Origin of the sequence: Streptomyces sp. PCS3-D2 (assembly GCF_000612545.2) — a bacterium.
Taxonomy (GTDB): Bacteria; Actinomycetota; Actinomycetes; order Streptomycetales; family Streptomycetaceae; genus Streptomyces.
The window spans coordinates 1,334,718-1,350,717 of the sequence record NZ_CP097800.1; the positions used below are offsets into that span (position 1 = coordinate 1,334,718).

The 16,000-nt window shown below is 73.5% G+C and carries 13 protein-coding genes; 4 read left to right on the top strand and 9 right to left on the bottom strand.

From position 1 onward, the window contains the following. Window positions 1-152: 152 nt before the first annotated feature. A complete protein-coding gene (locus AW27_RS05550) occupies window positions 153-542 on the top strand; it encodes an SHOCT domain-containing protein (RefSeq protein WP_037915799.1) in 390 nt (129 codons plus the stop codon). A 7-nt stretch (window positions 543-549) separates the two neighbouring features. Here AW27_RS05550 and AW27_RS05555 read toward each other — a convergent pair whose 3' ends face one another. Genes AW27_RS05555 through AW27_RS05565 form a run of 3 tightly spaced genes read right to left on the bottom strand, consistent with a single transcriptional unit; the run spans window position 550 to window position 3,294 of the window. Further along, window positions 550-978 (bottom strand): hypothetical protein, encoded by a 429-nt coding sequence (locus tag AW27_RS05555; RefSeq protein WP_037915797.1) that lies wholly within the window; start codon window positions 976-978, stop codon window positions 550-552. 48 nt (window positions 979-1,026) lie between these two features. After that, window positions 1,027-1,527 carry an NUDIX domain-containing protein gene (locus AW27_RS05560; RefSeq protein ID WP_037915795.1) on the bottom strand — a complete coding sequence of 167 codons (501 nt, stop codon included), beginning with the start codon at window positions 1,525-1,527 and terminating at the stop codon, window positions 1,027-1,029. 27 nt (window positions 1,528-1,554) lie between these two features. Continuing rightward, complete coding sequence (locus tag AW27_RS05565; RefSeq protein WP_037915792.1) at window positions 1,555-3,294, bottom strand: BCCT family transporter; 1,740 nt, start codon at window positions 3,292-3,294, stop codon at window positions 1,555-1,557. A gap of 142 nt (window positions 3,295-3,436) precedes the next feature. Between AW27_RS05565 and AW27_RS05570 the strand changes: the two genes are divergently transcribed. Together AW27_RS05570 and AW27_RS05575 are read left to right on the top strand one after the other, a co-directional pair. Continuing rightward, a complete protein-coding gene (locus AW27_RS05570; RefSeq protein WP_037915790.1) occupies window positions 3,437-4,585 on the top strand; it encodes a glycerate kinase in 1,149 nt (382 codons plus the stop codon). Window positions 4,586-4,815: 230 nt separating this feature from the next. Further along, a complete protein-coding gene (locus tag AW27_RS05575; protein ID WP_037915788.1) occupies window positions 4,816-7,599 on the top strand; it encodes a SpoIIE family protein phosphatase in 2,784 nt (927 codons plus the stop codon). A gap of 16 nt (window positions 7,600-7,615) precedes the next feature. On the opposite strand, the gene AW27_RS05580 is transcribed toward AW27_RS05575, so the two are convergent. From AW27_RS05580 to AW27_RS05600, 5 genes are all read right to left on the bottom strand, one after another. Continuing rightward, complete coding sequence (locus AW27_RS05580; protein ID WP_304949836.1) at window positions 7,616-9,697, bottom strand: SpoIIE family protein phosphatase; 2,082 nt, start codon at window positions 9,695-9,697, stop codon at window positions 7,616-7,618. Between the two features lie 175 nt (window positions 9,698-9,872). Further along, window positions 9,873-11,246, bottom strand: coding sequence for an MBL fold metallo-hydrolase (locus tag AW27_RS05585; RefSeq protein ID WP_063890537.1), 1,374 nt, complete (start codon window positions 11,244-11,246; stop codon window positions 9,873-9,875). After that, window positions 11,243-12,352, bottom strand: a complete 1,110-nt coding sequence (locus AW27_RS05590; RefSeq protein ID WP_052030022.1) for a molybdopterin-dependent oxidoreductase — start codon at window positions 12,350-12,352, stop codon at window positions 11,243-11,245. The genes AW27_RS05585 and AW27_RS05590 overlap by 4 nt, the downstream gene beginning before the upstream one ends. A gap of 169 nt (window positions 12,353-12,521) precedes the next feature. Further along, window positions 12,522-13,733 carry an amino acid aminotransferase gene (locus AW27_RS05595; RefSeq protein ID WP_037915787.1) on the bottom strand — a complete coding sequence of 404 codons (1,212 nt, stop codon included), beginning with the start codon at window positions 13,731-13,733 and terminating at the stop codon, window positions 12,522-12,524. Continuing rightward, a complete protein-coding gene (locus AW27_RS05600) occupies window positions 13,726-14,709 on the bottom strand; it encodes a DMT family transporter (RefSeq protein ID WP_236647436.1) in 984 nt (327 codons plus the stop codon). Before AW27_RS05600 ends, AW27_RS05595 begins: the two co-directional genes overlap by 8 nt. 136 nt (window positions 14,710-14,845) lie before the next feature. Here AW27_RS05600 and AW27_RS05605 point away from each other — a divergent pair, with 136 nt between their 5' ends. After that, entirely contained in the window at window positions 14,846-15,328 is a 483-nt protein-coding gene (locus AW27_RS05605) for an Lrp/AsnC family transcriptional regulator (RefSeq protein ID WP_037915785.1), read from the top strand. Window positions 15,329-15,445: 117 nt separating this feature from the next. Here the strand turns inward: AW27_RS05605 and AW27_RS05610 are convergent, their stop codons facing one another. Continuing rightward, window positions 15,446-15,997, bottom strand: coding sequence for an O-acetyl-ADP-ribose deacetylase (locus AW27_RS05610; RefSeq protein ID WP_037915783.1), 552 nt, complete (start codon window positions 15,995-15,997; stop codon window positions 15,446-15,448). Window positions 15,998-16,000 lie beyond the last annotated feature (3 nt).

A 16,000-nucleotide genomic window follows, 5' to 3' on the forward strand; every position in this document is an offset into this window, starting at 1 on the left:
GACGTTGACGTCGTGAACGGCGGTTCCGACCCGTCGCAGGGTGCGCGGGCGGGGCGGAAGTCACTCCGAGAGGCCCGACGGCAGATCGTTCCGCATGCGGACATACCGAAGCGCCTGTATGAAAGGAATACCGCTACACGATCGGAGCCGGCATGGACGACTACCCGCTTCTGAACCTCTTCTGGACGATGCTGTGGCTGTTCCTGTGGATCATGTGGTTCTTCCTGCTCTTCAAGATCATCACGGACATCTTCCGCGACCACACCCTGAGCGGGTGGGGCAAGGCGGGATGGCTGATCTTCGTGCTGATCCTGCCGTTCCTCGGCGTGTTCGTGTATCTCATCGCCCGCGGCAAGAGCATGGCCGAGCGGGACACCAAGCAGATGCAGGAGAACGAGGCGGCCTTCAAGCAGTACGTCCAGCAGGCCGCCGGCCCCGGTGGCGGTTCGGCGGACGAGCTGCACAAGCTCTCCGCGCTCAAGGACAAGGGCGACATCACCCAGGAGGAGTTCGACCGCGCCAAGGCCAAGCTGTTGGCCTGACCCCGGGTCAGACCACCAGGAGCGGGACGAGCAGTGCGAAGGCGGCGTCGGCCTCGACGGCGTAGCCGTAGAGCGAGGGGTGCTGCACGGGGGCGGCGAGGAGCACCACGCTCTGCTGGGTGGCGGCCGCCGCCACCCAGTCGGCGTCGGCGCCGAGGCCGCCCTCGTACCAGCCCTCGCAGGCGCCGGGGCCGGTGACGGCGAGGAAGTCGTCCTCGCGCCGGTAGAGGGCCCGCCAGTCGGCAGCGGGCGAGGACCAGGCCTCGAAGTCGGCGAACCGGGCCCAGCCGCCCTCGCGTATCGCGGTGTCGAAGAGCCACACCGGCGTCCCGTCGGGGGTGACCTCGCCACCGGCCTGCTGGTCCGTCGTGAAGTGGACCATCGGCAGGGCGTCCGGCCCGTCGGCCGTGCTGGGCCAGGCGTACATCGTGATCATCTTCAGATTCTGTCCTGGTCGAGGTTGTCGAGGTGAGCGGGGCGGCACCTACGAGGCGACCGGGGGACGGCCGTCCTCCAGCTCCGCGGCGCCGTCACCCGACCGGAGCACCCGGTACGCCTCCTCGGTGCGCCGGCCGAGCGATCCGGGCAGGTAGGACGTGAGTTCGGCCGGATCGACCAGCCGCCACGAGATCAGCTCCTCCTCCTGGAGCCTGATCGAGGCCAGCTGGGCCTCGTCGAGCACGCCCCCGTCGTAGAGGTAGGCGACGAGCGGCGGGCGGCCGGGGCCGAACGTCCAGTCCACGGCGAGGAGTCGACCGAGGGGGACGTCGATGCCGATCTCCTCGGCGCTCTCCCGGCGGGCGGCGACGCGCGGCGACTCGCCCTGATCCGACTCGATGGTGCCGCCCGGCAGGGCCCAACCCTCGCGGTAGTTGGGCTCGACGAGCAGCACCCGGCCCTCGGCGTCCCGGTAGAGGGCGGCCGCACCGGCCAGCACCCGGGGCAGGCTCGCGATGTACGTGGCGAAGTCATCCGTGGTGGTCACCCGGCCACCCTACCGAGGGGCCGCCCGTCAGACTCCCGGCCCCGGTCCCGCACCGGGGCCGTCCTCCGGGCCCCCGCCCCGGGACTGCGCGACACGGCGCAGGCGGAAGTGGCGGTGGTGGCCGCCGCTGCCCTGCTCGCTGACGGCGTCGCCGACCATGGCCCGGACCGCGTCCCGTACGCCGTGCAGGGGATGGTGGCGGGCGGGACCCGCACCGGGGTCCTCCCGGACCTCCTTGAGCAGCGCCCAGCAGAGCAGCAGCATGACGACGACGAAGGGCAGCGCGACCAGGATGGTGGCGGTCTGCAGGGATTTCAGGCCGCCGGCGACGAGGAGTACGGCGGCCACGGCGGCCATCAGGACGCCCCAGGTGACGACGAGCCAGGTGGGCGGGTGGAGGGAGCCCCGGCTGGTGAGGGATCCCATGACGAGCGAGGCGGAGTCGGCGCTGGTCACGAAGTAGGTCATGACGAGGGCCATGGCAACCCAGGAGGTGAGCGTGGACAGCGGCAGCGCGTCCAGCATCGCGAAGAGGGAGGCCTCGGTGCCCTCCTTCAGCGCGGCCGCGAAGTCGACGGCCCCGGTGGAGTCGAGGCGGATGGCGGTGCCGCCCATCACGCAGAACCAGACGACGGTGGCTCCGCTGGGCACGAGCAGCACGCCGATGAGGAACTCGCGGATGGTGCGGCCCCGTGAGATGCGGGCGATGAAGGTGCCGACGAAGGGTGCCCAGGACAGCCACCACGCCCAGTAGAAGATCGTCCAGGCGCCGAGCCAGGCGCTGTCGGTGAAGGCGCCGGTACGGGTCGCCATGGGCACCAGCTCGCTGAGGTAGCCGCCGACGCTGGAGGGGATGACGTCGAGGATGTAGACGGTGGGCCCGAGCAGGAAGACGAAGAGCATCAGGACGGCGGCGAGCACGATGTTGCTGGTGCTCAGCCACTTCACGCCCTTGTGCAGGCCGGAGAAGGCAGAGATCACGAAGGCCGCCGAGAGCGAGCAGATGATGACCAGCTCGACGGTGGTGGAGTCCTCGATCCCGGTGGTGAGGCTGAGGCCCTTGGAGACCTGGAGCGCGCCGAGGCCGAGGCTGGTGGCGGTGCCGAAGACGGTCGCGAAGACGGCGAGCAGGTCGATGGCCTTGCCGGGGGCGCCGTCGGCCCGCTCCCGGCCGATGAGGGGGACGAAGGCGGAGCTGAGCCGGTTGCCGCGGCCCTTGCGGAAGGTCGCGTAGGCGAGGGCGAGTCCGGCGATGCCGTAGATGGCCCAGGGGGTGAGGGTCCAGTGGAAGAAGGAGTACTCCATGGCCGCGAGGGCGGCCTCGCCGGTGCGCGGGGCTGCTCCGGAGGCGGGGGCCGGGGTGAGGTAGTGGGTCAGCGGCTCCCCCACGCCGTAGAACATCAGGCCGATGCCCATGCCCGCGCTGAACATCATCGCGATCCACGAGAGGTTGGTGAACTCGGGCTCGGAGTCGTCCGCGCCGAGCCGGATCCGGCCGAAGCGGCTGATCGCGAGGACCACGCACATGACGAGGAAGACGTCGGCGGCGATCACGAACAGCCAGGCGAAGTTGTCCAGGACCCAGGTCAGCGCCGTGCTCGACACGGCGTCGAAGGAGTCTCCGGCGAGGGCCGCCCAGGCGACGACGGCCAGCACGGCGATCACGCCGACGGTGACGATGGTGCGGTCGGGGGCGCCGTCCACGGGACTGCCGGGGCTGCCTCCCGGGGTGTCCGGACGTGGCTGTTCCAGTGATTCGGCGCTCATGCGGCCACACTATGCAGGCGAATGTCCCTCTTTAAGCGCATGGCGCGCCGGGTGTGGCCCATGCCACTCATGGGCATAGGAGGATCCTCCGGATAAGCTCATGGCGGCGCGACTGCACTGTTCGATAGCAAGGGATAGCAAGGTGACGGACGGAGCAGTAACTGAGGCCGCGCGCGTGCTCATCGCCGCGGACAAATTCAAGGGCTCGCTCACGGCCGTTCAGGTCGCGGAGCGGGTGACGGCCGGCCTTCGCAGGGCCGTACCGGACGTGGAGGTCGAGACCCTCCCGGTCGCGGACGGCGGCGACGGCACGGTCGCGGCCGCCGTGGCGGCAGGTTTCGAACGCCGGGAGGTACGGGTCACCGGGCCCCTCGGCGAGCAGGTCACGGCCGCCTTCGCGCTGCGCGGAGGCACTGCGGTGGTCGAGATGGCGGAGGCTTCCGGCCTCCAGCTGCTGCCGGCGGGCACCTTCGCGCCGCTGACGGCGACCACGTACGGATCGGGCGAGGTCCTCAAGGCCGCACTGGACGCGGGCGCCCGCTCGATCGTCTTCGGCGTCGGCGGCAGCGCCACCACGGACGGCGGCGCCGGCATGCTGGCGGCCCTCGGTGCGGTGTTCCTGGACGCGAACGGCGAACCGGTCGGTCCGGGCGGCGGCGCGCTGGCCGATCTGGCCTCGGCCGACCTGTCGGGCGTGGACCCGCGCTTCGCGGAGGTGGACTTCGTCCTGGCCAGCGACGTGGACAACCCGCTGACCGGCCCGAAGGGCTGCGCGGCGGTCTACGGTCCGCAGAAGGGCGCCTCGCCGGACGACGTGGCGACGCTGGACGCGGCGCTGGCCCACTACGCGCAGGTACTGGAGAAGTCGATCGGCCCGAAGGCCGCCGAGCTCGCCGCCTCCCCGGGCGCGGGAGGCGCGGGCGGCATCGGCTACGGTGCCCTGCTGCTGGGCGCGAGCTTCCGTCCCGGCATCGAACTGATGCTGGAGGTGCTGGGCTTCGCTCCGGCACTGGAGCGGGCCACGCTCGTCATCACCGGTGAGGGCTCGCTGGACGAACAGACCCTGCACGGCAAGGCCCCGGCGGGGGTCGCGGCGGCGGCGCGCGCCGCGGGCAAGCCGGTCGTGGCGGTCTGCGGGCGGCTGCTGCTGGGGCGGGAAGCCCTCCAGGGGGCGGGCATCCGCAAGGCGTACCCGCTGACGGACCTGGAGCCCGACCCGGCCAAGTCCATTCCGAACGCGGGTCCCCTACTGGAGCAGGTCGCGGCGAACATCGCCGCCGACGTCCTCTGACCCGCCCGGCCCGGAGGCCCGGCCCCCCTGCCCGGGGTGCCGGGCCTCGGACGTTGCGCCGGCCGGAGGACCCGCACACGTGCCCGCCGTCCTCCCGGCCGGCCGCGAGGACGGACGGCGAGCGGCCCCGGTCGGCTCCGCCGCCCGGCCACGCCCCAACCCCGCGACAGTGTTAGAAAGGGCTCATGACCGGATGTTTTGGTCGACAGCCGACCGGATGGGGTTCGCGCATGTCCGCGCGCCTGTCCCGGGGGGCGCACAGCGTCGCCGGTCAGGTCTTCGCCCTCCAGGCGGTGATCGTGGTACTGCTGATCACCGCCGCGGCGCTGGCGCTGGTCTTCCAGGCCCGCTTCGACAGCCAGCGTGACGCCCGCAACCGCTCGCTGGCCGCCGCCGAGGCGTTCGCACACGCCCCCGGCCTCCCGGAGGCGCTGATGTCCCGGGATCCGACCGCCGCGCTCCAGCCGCTGGCCGAGTCCGCCCGCAAAGCGGCCGGCCTCGACTTCATCGCGGTGATGGACCTCCGCGGGGTCCGCTACACCGATCCGCGGCCCGAGCTGATCGGCCAGCGCGCCTCGGACGTCTCCCGTGCCGCCGCCGGAGAGTCCTTCACCCAGGTCTTCCAGGGCCAGCCGAGTGACGCCGTACGGGCCGTGGTCCCCGTGCGCAACGCGGACGGCACCGTGGTCGGCCTGGTCGGCACCGGCATAGAGGTCCAGAACGTCTCCCACGCGGTGGAGGGGCAGCTCCCCCTCCTGGTGGGCGCCACGGCGGCCGGTCTGCTGCTCGGCACGGCCGGGGCCGCCCTGGTCAGCCGGCGGCTGCTGCGGCAGACGCGGGGGCTGGGCGCCGCCGAGATGACCCGGATGAACGAACACCACGAGGCCGTTCTGCACGCCGTGCGCGAGGGCGTTCTGATCATCGGGAACGACCAGCGGCTCCTCCTGGCCAACGACGAGGCCCGCCGGCTCCTCGACCTCCCCCGGGACGCCGAGGAGCGCCGCGTCGGCGACCTGGGCCTCGACCCCCGCACCACCGAGCTGCTCGCCTCCGGCCGTGTCGTGACCGACCACGTGCACCTGGCGGGCGACCGGCTGCTCGCGGTCAACGTACGGCCCACCATGGCCTACGCGGGCCGGCCGGCCGGCCGCGTGGTGACCCTGCGCGACACGACGGAGCTCGCCTCGGTCTCCGGCCGGGCCGAGGTCGCCCGCAGCCGCCTGCAGCTGCTGTACGACGCGGGCGTGCGGATCGGCACCACGCTGGACGTGGCACGGACCGCCGAGGAGCTGTCGGAGGTGGCCGTACCGCGCTTCGCCGACTTCGTGACGGTGGAGCTGCTGGAGCCCGTGCTCCGTGGTGACGAGCCCTCCGTCGGCGGCGTGTACACCGAGATGCGCCGCGCGGCCATCACCGGCGTGCGGACCGACTCGCCGCTCCAGCCGGTCGGTGACCTCATCCGGTTCGAGGTGCCGACGGCTCCGATGGCCGCGGCCCTGGACGCCGGGCACGCGGTGCTGGCGGCCGACCTGAACGCGGCCATGGGCTGGCGGGCCCAGGACTCCCAGGGCACCCGCATGGCCCTCGACTACGGCCTGCACTCGCTGATCTCGGTGCCCCTCCAGGCCCGCGGAGTGGTCCTGGGCATGGCCAACTTCTGGCGCGCCGACACCCCGGAGCCGTTCGACGAGGAGGACCTGTCCTTCGCGGAGGAGCTGGGTGCGCGGGCGGCCGTCTCCATCGACAACGCCCGCCGCTTCACCCGCGAGCACGCGATGGCGGTGACCCTCCAGCGCAGCCTGCTGCCCCGGGTCCTGCCCGACCAGAGCGCCGTGGACGTCGCCCACCGCTACCTGCCCGCGACGGCGGGGGTGGGAGGCGACTGGTTCGACGTGATCCAGCTGCCGGGAGCCCGCGTGGCGCTGGTCGTGGGCGACGTCGTCGGGCACGGGGTGCACGCCGCGGCCACCATGGGCCGGCTGCGGACCGCGGTGCACAACTTCTCCACCCTGGACCTACCCCCCGACGAGCTGCTGGGACACCTGGACGAGCTGATCAACCGGATCGACCAGGACGAGACCGGGGAGGGCGGCGGGAACGGGGCTGGGGACCCGGACGGGAACGGCGGCGGGGCCGGCCAGGAGGACGCCGGGCCCGACGGCGCGGCCGAGCCTGCCTCCGCCGTCACCGGTGCCACCTGCCTCTACGCGGTCTACGATCCGGTCTCCGGGCGGTGCCGGATGGCCAGCGCCGGGCATCCCGGCCCCGCGCTGGTCCACCCCGACGGCCGGGTGGAGTTCCCCGAGCTGCCGGCCGGGCTGCCGCTCGGGGTGGGCGGGATGCCCTTCGAGGCGGTCGAGTTCCAGCTGCCCGAGGGGAGCCGGCTCGCACTGTTCACCGACGGCCTGGTCGAGGACCGCGACCGGGACTTCGACACCGGGCTGCGGCTGCTCACCGACGCGCTGTCGCGGCGCGGCCGCACCCCCGACGAGGCCTGCTCGGACGTGCTGGCCACGATGCTCTTCCCGGTGCCCAGCGACGACATCGCCCTGCTGATCGCGGACACCCGGCGGATGGAGGCGGACCGGATCGCCGAATGGGAGGTCCCCGGTGAGCCCTCGGCCGTCTCCCGGGTGCGCAACGCCGGCTCGGCGCAGCTCGTCGAGTGGGGCATGGAGGACAGCGCCTTCGCCGCGGAGCTGATCCTGAGCGAGCTGGTCACCAACGCGATCCGTTACGGGAGCGCGCCGGTCGGCGTACGCCTGCTGCGTGACCGGAGCCTGATCTGCGAGGTGTCCGACAGCAGCAACACCTCCCCGCACCTGCGGTACGCGGCCACCACCGACGAGGGCGGACGCGGGCTGTTCCTCGTCGCGCAGTACGCCGAACGGTGGGGCACCCGCTACACCGACCGCGGGAAGGTGATCTGGGCCGAGCTGCCGCTGACCGGGGGCTCGGATCCACAGCCGCCGGAGCCGCCGGATCTGGACGCGCTGGAGGACATGGCCTGGTGAGCCCGGCGGACGGCCGTCAGCCGGCAGGTGGGCGGGGAGACCGGGAGCGGGCCAGGAGCATCGCCACGTCGTCCTCCTGGGCGCACGGGAGCAGCCGCCGCAGGATCTGGTCGCACAGTCCCTCCAGGGGCTGCTCCGCGCCGTGCAGGGCTTGTGCGAGCTGTTCCATGCCCTGGTCGAGGTCGCGGTCCCGGGCCTCGATGAGCCCGTCGGTGTAGAGGACGAGCAGGCTGTCCGGGGCCAGGTGCACCTCCTCGGTACGGAAGTCGCGTCCGCCGACGCCCAGGGGCGTCCCGGGCCGGCCGTGGAGAAAGGTCACCGCCCCGTCGGTGGCGACGACGGCGGGCGGCGGGTGGCCGGCACGGGCGATCACGCAGGCGCCGGACGCCGCGTGGTGGACGGCGTACACGCAGGTCGCCATCTCGTCCTCACCCAGGTCGGCGACGACGGCGTCGAGGGAGCGGAGCAGCTGTGCGGGGGGTACGCCATGGCGCGCGAGGGTCCGTACGGCGGTGCGCAGCTGCCCCATGACGGCCGCCGCGTGGATGCCGTGGCCCATGACGTCCCCGATGACGAGACCGGTCCGCCCGCCGGGCAGCGGGATGGCGTCGAACCAGTCACCGCCGACGTCGTGGTCGCTGGCGGGCAGGTAGCGGCCGGTGAGTTCGAGGCCGGGGACCTTGGGCAGGGCGCTGTTGGTGAGGCTGCGCTGGAGGGTGAGTGCGGCCTGGCGCTGGCGGGTGTACATGCGGGCGTTGTCGATGTTGAGCGCCGCCCGGGCGACGAGCTCGTCGACCAGGACGCAGTCCTGCTCGTCGAAGGGCTCGCGCTCGCGTGTCCGGGTGACGGTGACGGTGCCCAGGACGGTGCCGCGGGCGACGAGCGGGACCAGGCGGGCCGAGCCGAGGGTGGCCAGGTAGGCCCGCAGGGCGTCGGCCCGCGGGGAGGTGATCAGTGCCGGGATGTCGGAGACGTAGAGGTTCATCGGCCGGCCCGCGGTGATGACCTGCTCGTAGACGGTGCCGGCGGGGATCTGGAAGGTCTGGCCGGCGGCGAGTTGCGCGGTGGGGGCGGTCGGGTCGGGGAACTGCGCCGCCAGGCGGCGCAGGAGGCCGCGGGTGGAGGCCGCGGGTGCCGCGCCTTCGTCGGGGCCGAGGACGGACTCCAGGAGCTGTACGTCGGCGGAGTCCGAGAGCTGCGGGACCAACTGCTGCACGATCTCCTGGGCGGTCTGGCGCAGGTCCAGGGTGGTGCCGATGCGGGTGCCCGCCTCCGCGAGCAGGGCGAGGCGGTGCTGGGCCAGCTCGGCCTCGGCCTGGGCCTGCTGGCTCTCCGTGATGTCGATGAGGGAGGCGATCAGGCCGAGGGGCCGGCCGGAGCCGTCCAGGAGGGGGGCGTAGGAGCAGGACCAGGTCCGGTCGTGCTCGGGGTCGGCGGGGGTCCGGCCGGTGCGGCGGACGTCGACGACGGCGGTGCCCCGGTCGAGCACCTGCCGCATCGTCGCCTCCAGGGCCGCGGCATTGACCCCCGGGACCACTTCGGTGAGGCGTTTACCGAGGTGCTCGGCGGCGGAGACGCCGTTCATCCGGGCGAGCGCGTCGTTGACCCGGAGGAAGCGCAGGTCGGGGCCGAGGGTGGCGAGGCCGATGGGCGACTGGGTGAACAGGCTCTGGAGGGCGGCGAGGGAGTCGCGCATGTGGAGGACCTCGGAGGTCTCCACGGCGATGAGCAGGGCCCCCATGCGCCCGGAGGCGTCGACGGCGGGGACGATCCACATCTCCATGACGACCCGGTGGCCGTCGCGGTGGCGTACGGGGAGGGTCCCGACGACGGTCTCGCCCGCCTGGACGCGGCGCGTCAGCTGGTCGGCGAGCTCCTGGTTGGCCTCGGGGACCAGGACGGAGGCTCCCGCGCGGCCGAGGATGTCCTCGGGGCGGTGCCCGAGCAGGTCCTGGGCGGCCAGCGACCACTCGACGACGCGCCCGTCGGCGTCCTCCCGCCACAGGGCGATCGGCAGCAGCTCGCGGAGTACGCCCGCGTAGCCGACAGCCGCCGCCGGCGGGTCCGGCACCTCGCTCGTCGACTGGAAAGTGTCCACACCGACCTCACCCCGGGGGCCCGATTCCTACCGATTCACCCTATCCGAGCCATCGGCGCCGGGCTCTGTGTCCTGCCGGAAGGGGCTGGTATGGAGCCCTACCTCCGCGGGAGCGGCGGGAAACCGCGCCGCGGGGCCGTCCGGCCTCCCGACCACAGGCCCGGGACGCCGTCCGTCACGCATGCGCCAGCAGCTCCTGCACCCCGCCACTGATCACTGCGGTCACCGGGATCCCCGCCCGGTCGACCAGACCCGCCGCGACGGCCGCCCGGCGGCCGCTGCCGCACACCACCCAGATCTCCCGGTCCCGGGGCAGCTCGCCGATCCTGCGGGGCAGTTCGGCGAGGGGCACGGCCAGGGAGCCGGGGATGCCGCCCTCGGGGCGCTCCGGCCGCACGTCGAGCACCCGCCTGCGGTCGAGGTCCCCGACCAGGGCGGCCGCGTCCGCGGTGCGGAAGGCGCGCAGCGGACGGCCGGCCGCCGCCCAGGCGTCGGCACCTCCCGCGAGGTACCCGGCGACATCGTCGTAACCGATCCGCAGGAGCTGGACCATCGCCTCGTGGGCGGCGTCCCCGGCCGGTTCGGGCAGCACGAGGACCAGCCGCGTACCGAAGGGCACGACCTCGCCGACCAGACTCGCGAAGCGCTCGTCGAGCTCGTCGCAGATCGAGCCGGGCAGGTGGCCCGCGGCGAAGGCCGCCCGGTCGCGCCCGTCGACGATCTGGGCGCCACCGCCGGCGAGCCCCTCGACCATGGCCGGGGTGAGCGGCCGGAGGACGGGCGGGCCGCCGAGGACCTGCGGCCCGTGCCGGTTGACCGGCGCCATGTGGCGGTAGTAGGCGGGGTACGGGGGCAGTCCCGACATCCGCCCCCGGACGAACTCCTCCTCGTCCTGGGCGGTCAGCACGGGGTTGCTGCGCCGCTCCGCGCCGACCGTGCTGGTCCGCTCCCCCGACACCGGGCCGGCCGCGCAGGAACTGCCCGCGCCGTGCGTCGGCAGCACGCGGGTGCCGTCGGGGAGCAGGGCGAGGCGGCGCAGCGTCCGGTACTGGGCCCGGGCGAGTTCCTCCGTACGGCCGCTTCCCGACAGGTCGGTCCGGCCGGCACTGCCGACGAGGAGACTGCCTCCGGTGAAGACGGCGGACGGGGCCCGGTCCGTGTCGTCGAAGACCAGGTAGGAAGTGTGCTCGGCGGTGTGACCCGGGGTTTCCACGGCGCGCACGGTCGCGTCGCCGACGCGGATCTCGTCGTCCTCGGCCAGGGGCAGGTGGTCGAAGGCGTACGGGGCGCGGGCCGGCCCGGCGACGGTGGCACCGGTGGCCGCCCGGACCTCCAGCGCGCCCGAGACGTAGTCGTTGTGCACGTGCGTCTCCAGGACGTAACGGATCCGGACCCGCCGGGCGGCGCAGGAGTCCACCACCTCCCAGACGTCCCGCTGCGGGTCGACGAGGGCGGCCTCGTCACCGCTGACGAGCAGGTAGCTGGTGTCCCCCAACGACGGGGTGGCGAGGGCCTCGATCGCCGCCCCGGAACCGTTCACGCGACTCATACGACCACCACCTCGACGGAGGCCACGGGGTTGCAGCCGTAGCCATGGGCGTTCCACGGGGCCTGCAGCGGCTGTGCGACGCCGCGGGCGTCGGTGGCACGGGACAGCAGCCGGTAGGGTCCCGGCTGCTGCGGGGTCCACCGGTAGGTCCAGCCGGTCCAGGCGTAGGGGCCGGCCGGTGGTGAGAGGACGGCTTCGTGCCAGCCCCGGACGTGGTCCGGGTCGCCGGCCTCGTCCTGGTGCTCGGCCCGGACCTCGACCCTGGACACGGGCACCCCGCCGCCCGACCAGGCATGGCCCCGGACCACGACCGCACGGCCCCGGCGCAGGTCCTCGTCCGGGGCCGGCTCGGTGATGAGCGACTTGACCCGCAGGGTCGTCACGGGGCCTTCGGGGGTACCGCGCGCGGCGGTGTAGAGGTATTCCTCGGCCTGGAAGACCCCGCCGAAGGGGGCGGTCACGACCCGCACCCCGACCAGCCACTTCACATCCGCGACGGCGTACCGGCCGGGAACCACGAGGCGGACCGGGGCGCCGTGCTCGGGGGTGAGCGGCTCACCGTTCATGCGGGTGGCGAGGAGGGTGTCCCGGTGGCGGGCCACTGCGAGCGGGAGGCTGCGTTCGAAGGGGGTGCGGCGGCCGTGCACGGTGCCGGAATCCGCTCCGGTGAAGACGACCTCGACGGCCTCCGGGTCGATCCCGGCGCGGTCCGCGAGCAGGCGGAAGGGCACGCCCTCGAAGCGCGCGCAGCCCACCGCCCGCTGGCTCCAGGGCAGGCCGGGCGGGGCGGGCCGCATCAGGCTCCGGCCGTTCCCCGCGCATTCCACGACGACGTCGAGCGCGCGGTGCTCCAGCGCGAGGAGCTCTTCACGGCCGATGGAGAAAGCGGTGGCCACGGCGCCGCCGACGTGCAGCCGCCACCGTCCGGCGTCGGTGGGCGGGATGCCGAAGTGGTCGCGTACGAAGAAGGCGGCCACGGGGGTGACGGGCTCGGCCAGCGCGGCCGAGGGGGTCTGGGCGTTGTAGGGGTCGGCCGTGACCGTCTCGGGTGCCCATACGGTGGCGCCGGGCCCTCGGGCGACCCGGAAATCCGGCGCTGCGGTCATGCCCACACCTCCCGCCGGCCTCGTGCGGAGCGCGACGCGAATCGCTTCCAGCGTACGTCCGGGGAGTCGTCCCGGGGCATTCGGGGACCCTCAGGCCGGGTGCGCCAAGGGGCGGCGCAGCGCGCGAAGCGCCGACCGCCCCCGCTTGCGGAAGCGCCGGGCAGCGACCTCAGGCCAGTTCGCGCGGGCGAGGTTCGACCGTGTCCAGGACCCCTGCGATCCCCCGGGCCAGGCACGGGATCCGGTGGGCCGGGATGCCGGCGATGTTGATCCGGCCCGAGGTCGTCCCGTAGATGGCGTACTGCCTGCGCAGCCGCAGCATCTGGTGCGGGGTCAGCGCCAGCATCGAGAACATGCCCTTCTGTCGGGCCAGCGAGCGCGCCTGCTCCGTGCAGCCGAGCGCGGTGAGGTGCCCGGCCAGGTCCGCCCGGTTGGCCGTGATCCGGCCGCGCATGACGTCCAGCTCCGCCCGCCAGGAGGCCCGCAGCTCCTCGTCCTGAAGGATCGTGGTCACGACGGCGGCGCCGTGCTCGGGCGGCATCGAGTACAGGGTCCGGGCCGCGTTCTGCAGGGCCGTCTCGGCGTGCCGCACGGCCCGCCCCGAGGTCCCGAGCACCATGGCGCAGCCGACGCGGTCGCTGTAGAGGCCGAAGTTCTTCGAGCAGCTCACGGCGATCAGCATCTCGGGCACCCGGGCCGCCAGCATCCGAGTGGCCAGCAGGTCGCCCTCCAGCCCGTCGCCGAGCCCGTGGTACGCGAGGTCGACGAAGGGCACCCAGCCGCCGCGCTCGGCCGACTCGGCCAGCGCCTCCCAGTCGTCCAGCAGCGGGTCGACCCCCGAGGGGTTGTGGCAGCACCCCTGGAGCAGGACGACGTCGTCGCGCCCGGCGCCGGCCAGCTCCCGCAGCACTCCGGCCGTGTCGAAGCCGCCCTCGGCGTCCCGCCACCCGTAGGTGCGCACCGTCAGCCCGGCGGCCTCCAGGATGGGCCGGTGGTTGACGTAGGCCGGGTCGCTGATCCACACCGTGGCGCCGGGCCGGGTGCGGTGGATCAGGTCGGCGAGCAGCCGCAGCGCGCCGGAGCCCGCGACGGTCTGGACGGCCGCGGCCCGCTCGACAGGCCCGTCCGGGCCCAGCACCAGGTCCAGCAGGGACCGGTTGAAGGCGGTGTTGCCGGAGAGCCCTCGGTACTCCTTGGACTCCGAGAGCTGCGCCAGCCGTATCTCGGCCTCGCGGACGGCGGCCATGACCGGGGTGGTGCCGGTCTGGTCCCGGTAGACGCCGAGGACCAGGTTCAGGCGTTCGGGCCGCTCGTCGCCGCCGAACTCGTAGGTCAGGTCCCACAGCGGGTCGGTGGGCGGCGTGGGAAGGAGCTCAAGCATCTGCGGGGACCTCGGGTCGGGGGCGGGGGCGGCGGTTGGCGAGGACGACGCCGGCGGTGATCAGGGGGACGCCGGCCAGGACGGCGGCGGTGGGTGATTCGCCGAGCAGGGGGATGGCGAGGAGGACCACCGCGACGGGGCTGAGGCTGCCGACGGCGGAGCTGCGTTCGGCGCCGAGGCGGCGGATCGCGAAGGCGTAGAGCAGGCCCGCGCACAGCCCCACGCCGAGGCCCTGCACGACCAGGAACAGGGCGATGTCGGCGCCCGCGGCGTGCGCGATCCCGGTGGGCAGAACGCCGGTCAGGACGAGGAGCCCGATGATCGCGAAGGAGGGCAGGCAGAGCAGTCCGATCGAGCCGACGGGATCGAGGTCCACCTCGCGCAGCCCCACCGTGTAGAGGGCCCACAGGCCGCTCGCGACCAGGAGGATGCCGGAGCCGGCGAGGACGTCCGTGTCCACGGGGACGACGTAGCGCCAGACCAGGGCGATGACACCGGCCGCGATCAGGGCGAGGCCGACCGCCTGGGTGCCCCTGGGCACGCCGTGACCGCGTCGGATCATGATCAGGGACACGAAGAGCGGGACCATGCCGGGGACGATGGACCCGACGAAGGCCGCGGAGGTCAGGGCTCCGCCGTGCATCGCGGCCAGGAAGAAGGGCACCCCGGCACCACAGACGATCTTCAGCGCGGGGCCCGGCCGCACCGCGGCGATGGCGCGGCGGCGCCGCCACAGGGCGGGGAGGAGGAGGACGGGAGGCAGGCCGAACCGCAGCAGGGCCGCATCGGCCGGCAGCAGCGAGGAACCGCTCAGGGCGCGGGCGCTGAGCGCGAACGCGGCCCAGATCGAGACCGTCACCAGCAGGGCCAGCATGCCCTGGGCCTGGGGGGAGAGCCCGCGCCGGCCGGGGTGTCCGGCACGCGGGCCCGCCGCATCGGGAGGCAGGGTCGCCCGGGTGGTGTGCGTCGCGACCAAGGGATCCACTCCAGCCTCTGGAACACGGGCCGGTCCGGCCCGCTCACGGGCAACGCTAGAGCTTTTGCCGGGGCAGCCGATTGCCAGTTCTGCCTCTCGGACATACGTTTGGGGCAGGATCTGCCAAGGAGGGGCCATGGACGCAGTCGATCTGCAGATCATCCGGGAATTGCAGACGGACGGGCGCCTTTCCAACCAGGAACTGGCCGACCGCGTCCGGCTGTCCCCGTCACCCTGCCTGCGCCGGGTCCGGCGATTGGAGGAGGCGGGCCTGATCCGCGGCTACACGGCCATGGTCGACCAGGTCGCCTACGGGCTGCCGGTGACCGTCTTCGTCCGGATCCGGCTGGAGCGGCACACGGCGGAGGCGGTGCGGCTCTTCGAGGAGCACGTGGCCGGCATCGAGCACATCCAGGACTGCTACCTGATGGCGGGGAGCAGCGACTACCTGCTCAGAGTCGTCATCGAGGACCTGGAGGCCTACGAGGCCCTGGTGCGCCACCGCATCCATGCCATCCCGGGCATCGCCTCGATCGAGTCGAGCTTCGCGTACGGCAGCGTGAAGCAGTCCAGGACCTATCCGAAGCCCGCGCCGGGCGCCTCGCGGCGACCGCGCTGACGATCCGGCGGACGACCCGGCCGATGGCCTGACGGATCCCGCCGGGCCCGGGAAAGCCCGGCTGGTCACGGCTCCGGGCCGGGCCGGTGGGTCAGGGCTCCGGGCCGGGCCGGTGGGTCAGGGCCCCGGCCGCGATCCGCCGGACGGGTCCTGGAGAGAGGATCCGACCGCGGCCTCGAAGACGGCGTACGCGGCGGCGTCGAAGAGGACGAAGCGCACCTCCTGGACCTCGGTGCGGGCGGCCAGGACCGTCCGGACCGCGATCCGCGCCCCGTCGTCCATGGGCCAGCCGTAGATACCGGTGGAGATGGCCGGGAAGGCCACCGTACGGGCCCCCAGCTCGTCGGCGACGCGCAGCGACTCGCGGTAGCAGGAGGCGAGCAGGTCCGACCGGTCCTCTTCGCGCGACCAGACGGGCCCCACCGTGTGGATGACGTGCTCGGCGGCCAGTCGGCCGGCGGTGGTGGCGACGGCCCGGCCCGTCGGCAGTCCCTTGCCGTAGTGCCCGCGCCGCAGGTCCTCGCAGGCGGCGAGGATCTCCGGGCCGCCCTTGCGGTGGATGGCGCCGTCGACCCCGCCGCCGCCGAGCAGTGAGGAATTCGCGGCGTTGACGATGGCGTCGGCCTTCTCGGCGGTGATGTCGCCGCGTACCAGTGTGATGCGCACCATCGG

What these genes read in the sequence shown, in the direction of transcription:
- AW27_RS05550 (WP_037915799.1), top strand. Translation starts at nt 153, where the DNA reads ATGGACGACTACCCGCTTCTGAACCTCTTCTGGACGATGCTGTGGCTG.
- AW27_RS05555 (WP_037915797.1), bottom strand. Translation starts at nt 978, where the DNA reads ATGATCACGATGTACGCCTGGCCCAGCACGGCCGACGGGCCGGACGCC.
- AW27_RS05565 (WP_037915792.1), bottom strand. Translation starts at nt 3,294, where the DNA reads ATGAGCGCCGAATCACTGGAACAGCCACGTCCGGACACCCCGGGAGGC.
- AW27_RS05575 (WP_037915788.1), top strand. Translation starts at nt 4,816, where the DNA reads ATGTCCGCGCGCCTGTCCCGGGGGGCGCACAGCGTCGCCGGTCAGGTC.
- AW27_RS05585 (WP_063890537.1), bottom strand. Translation starts at nt 11,246, where the DNA reads ATGAGTCGCGTGAACGGTTCCGGGGCGGCGATCGAGGCCCTCGCCACC.
- AW27_RS05590 (WP_052030022.1), bottom strand. Translation starts at nt 12,352, where the DNA reads ATGACCGCAGCGCCGGATTTCCGGGTCGCCCGAGGGCCCGGCGCCACC.
- AW27_RS05595 (WP_037915787.1), bottom strand. Translation starts at nt 13,733, where the DNA reads ATGCTTGAGCTCCTTCCCACGCCGCCCACCGACCCGCTGTGGGACCTG.
- AW27_RS05605 (WP_037915785.1), top strand. Translation starts at nt 14,846, where the DNA reads ATGGACGCAGTCGATCTGCAGATCATCCGGGAATTGCAGACGGACGGG.
- AW27_RS05610 (WP_037915783.1), bottom strand. Translation starts at nt 15,997, where the DNA reads ATGGTGCGCATCACACTGGTACGCGGCGACATCACCGCCGAGAAGGCC.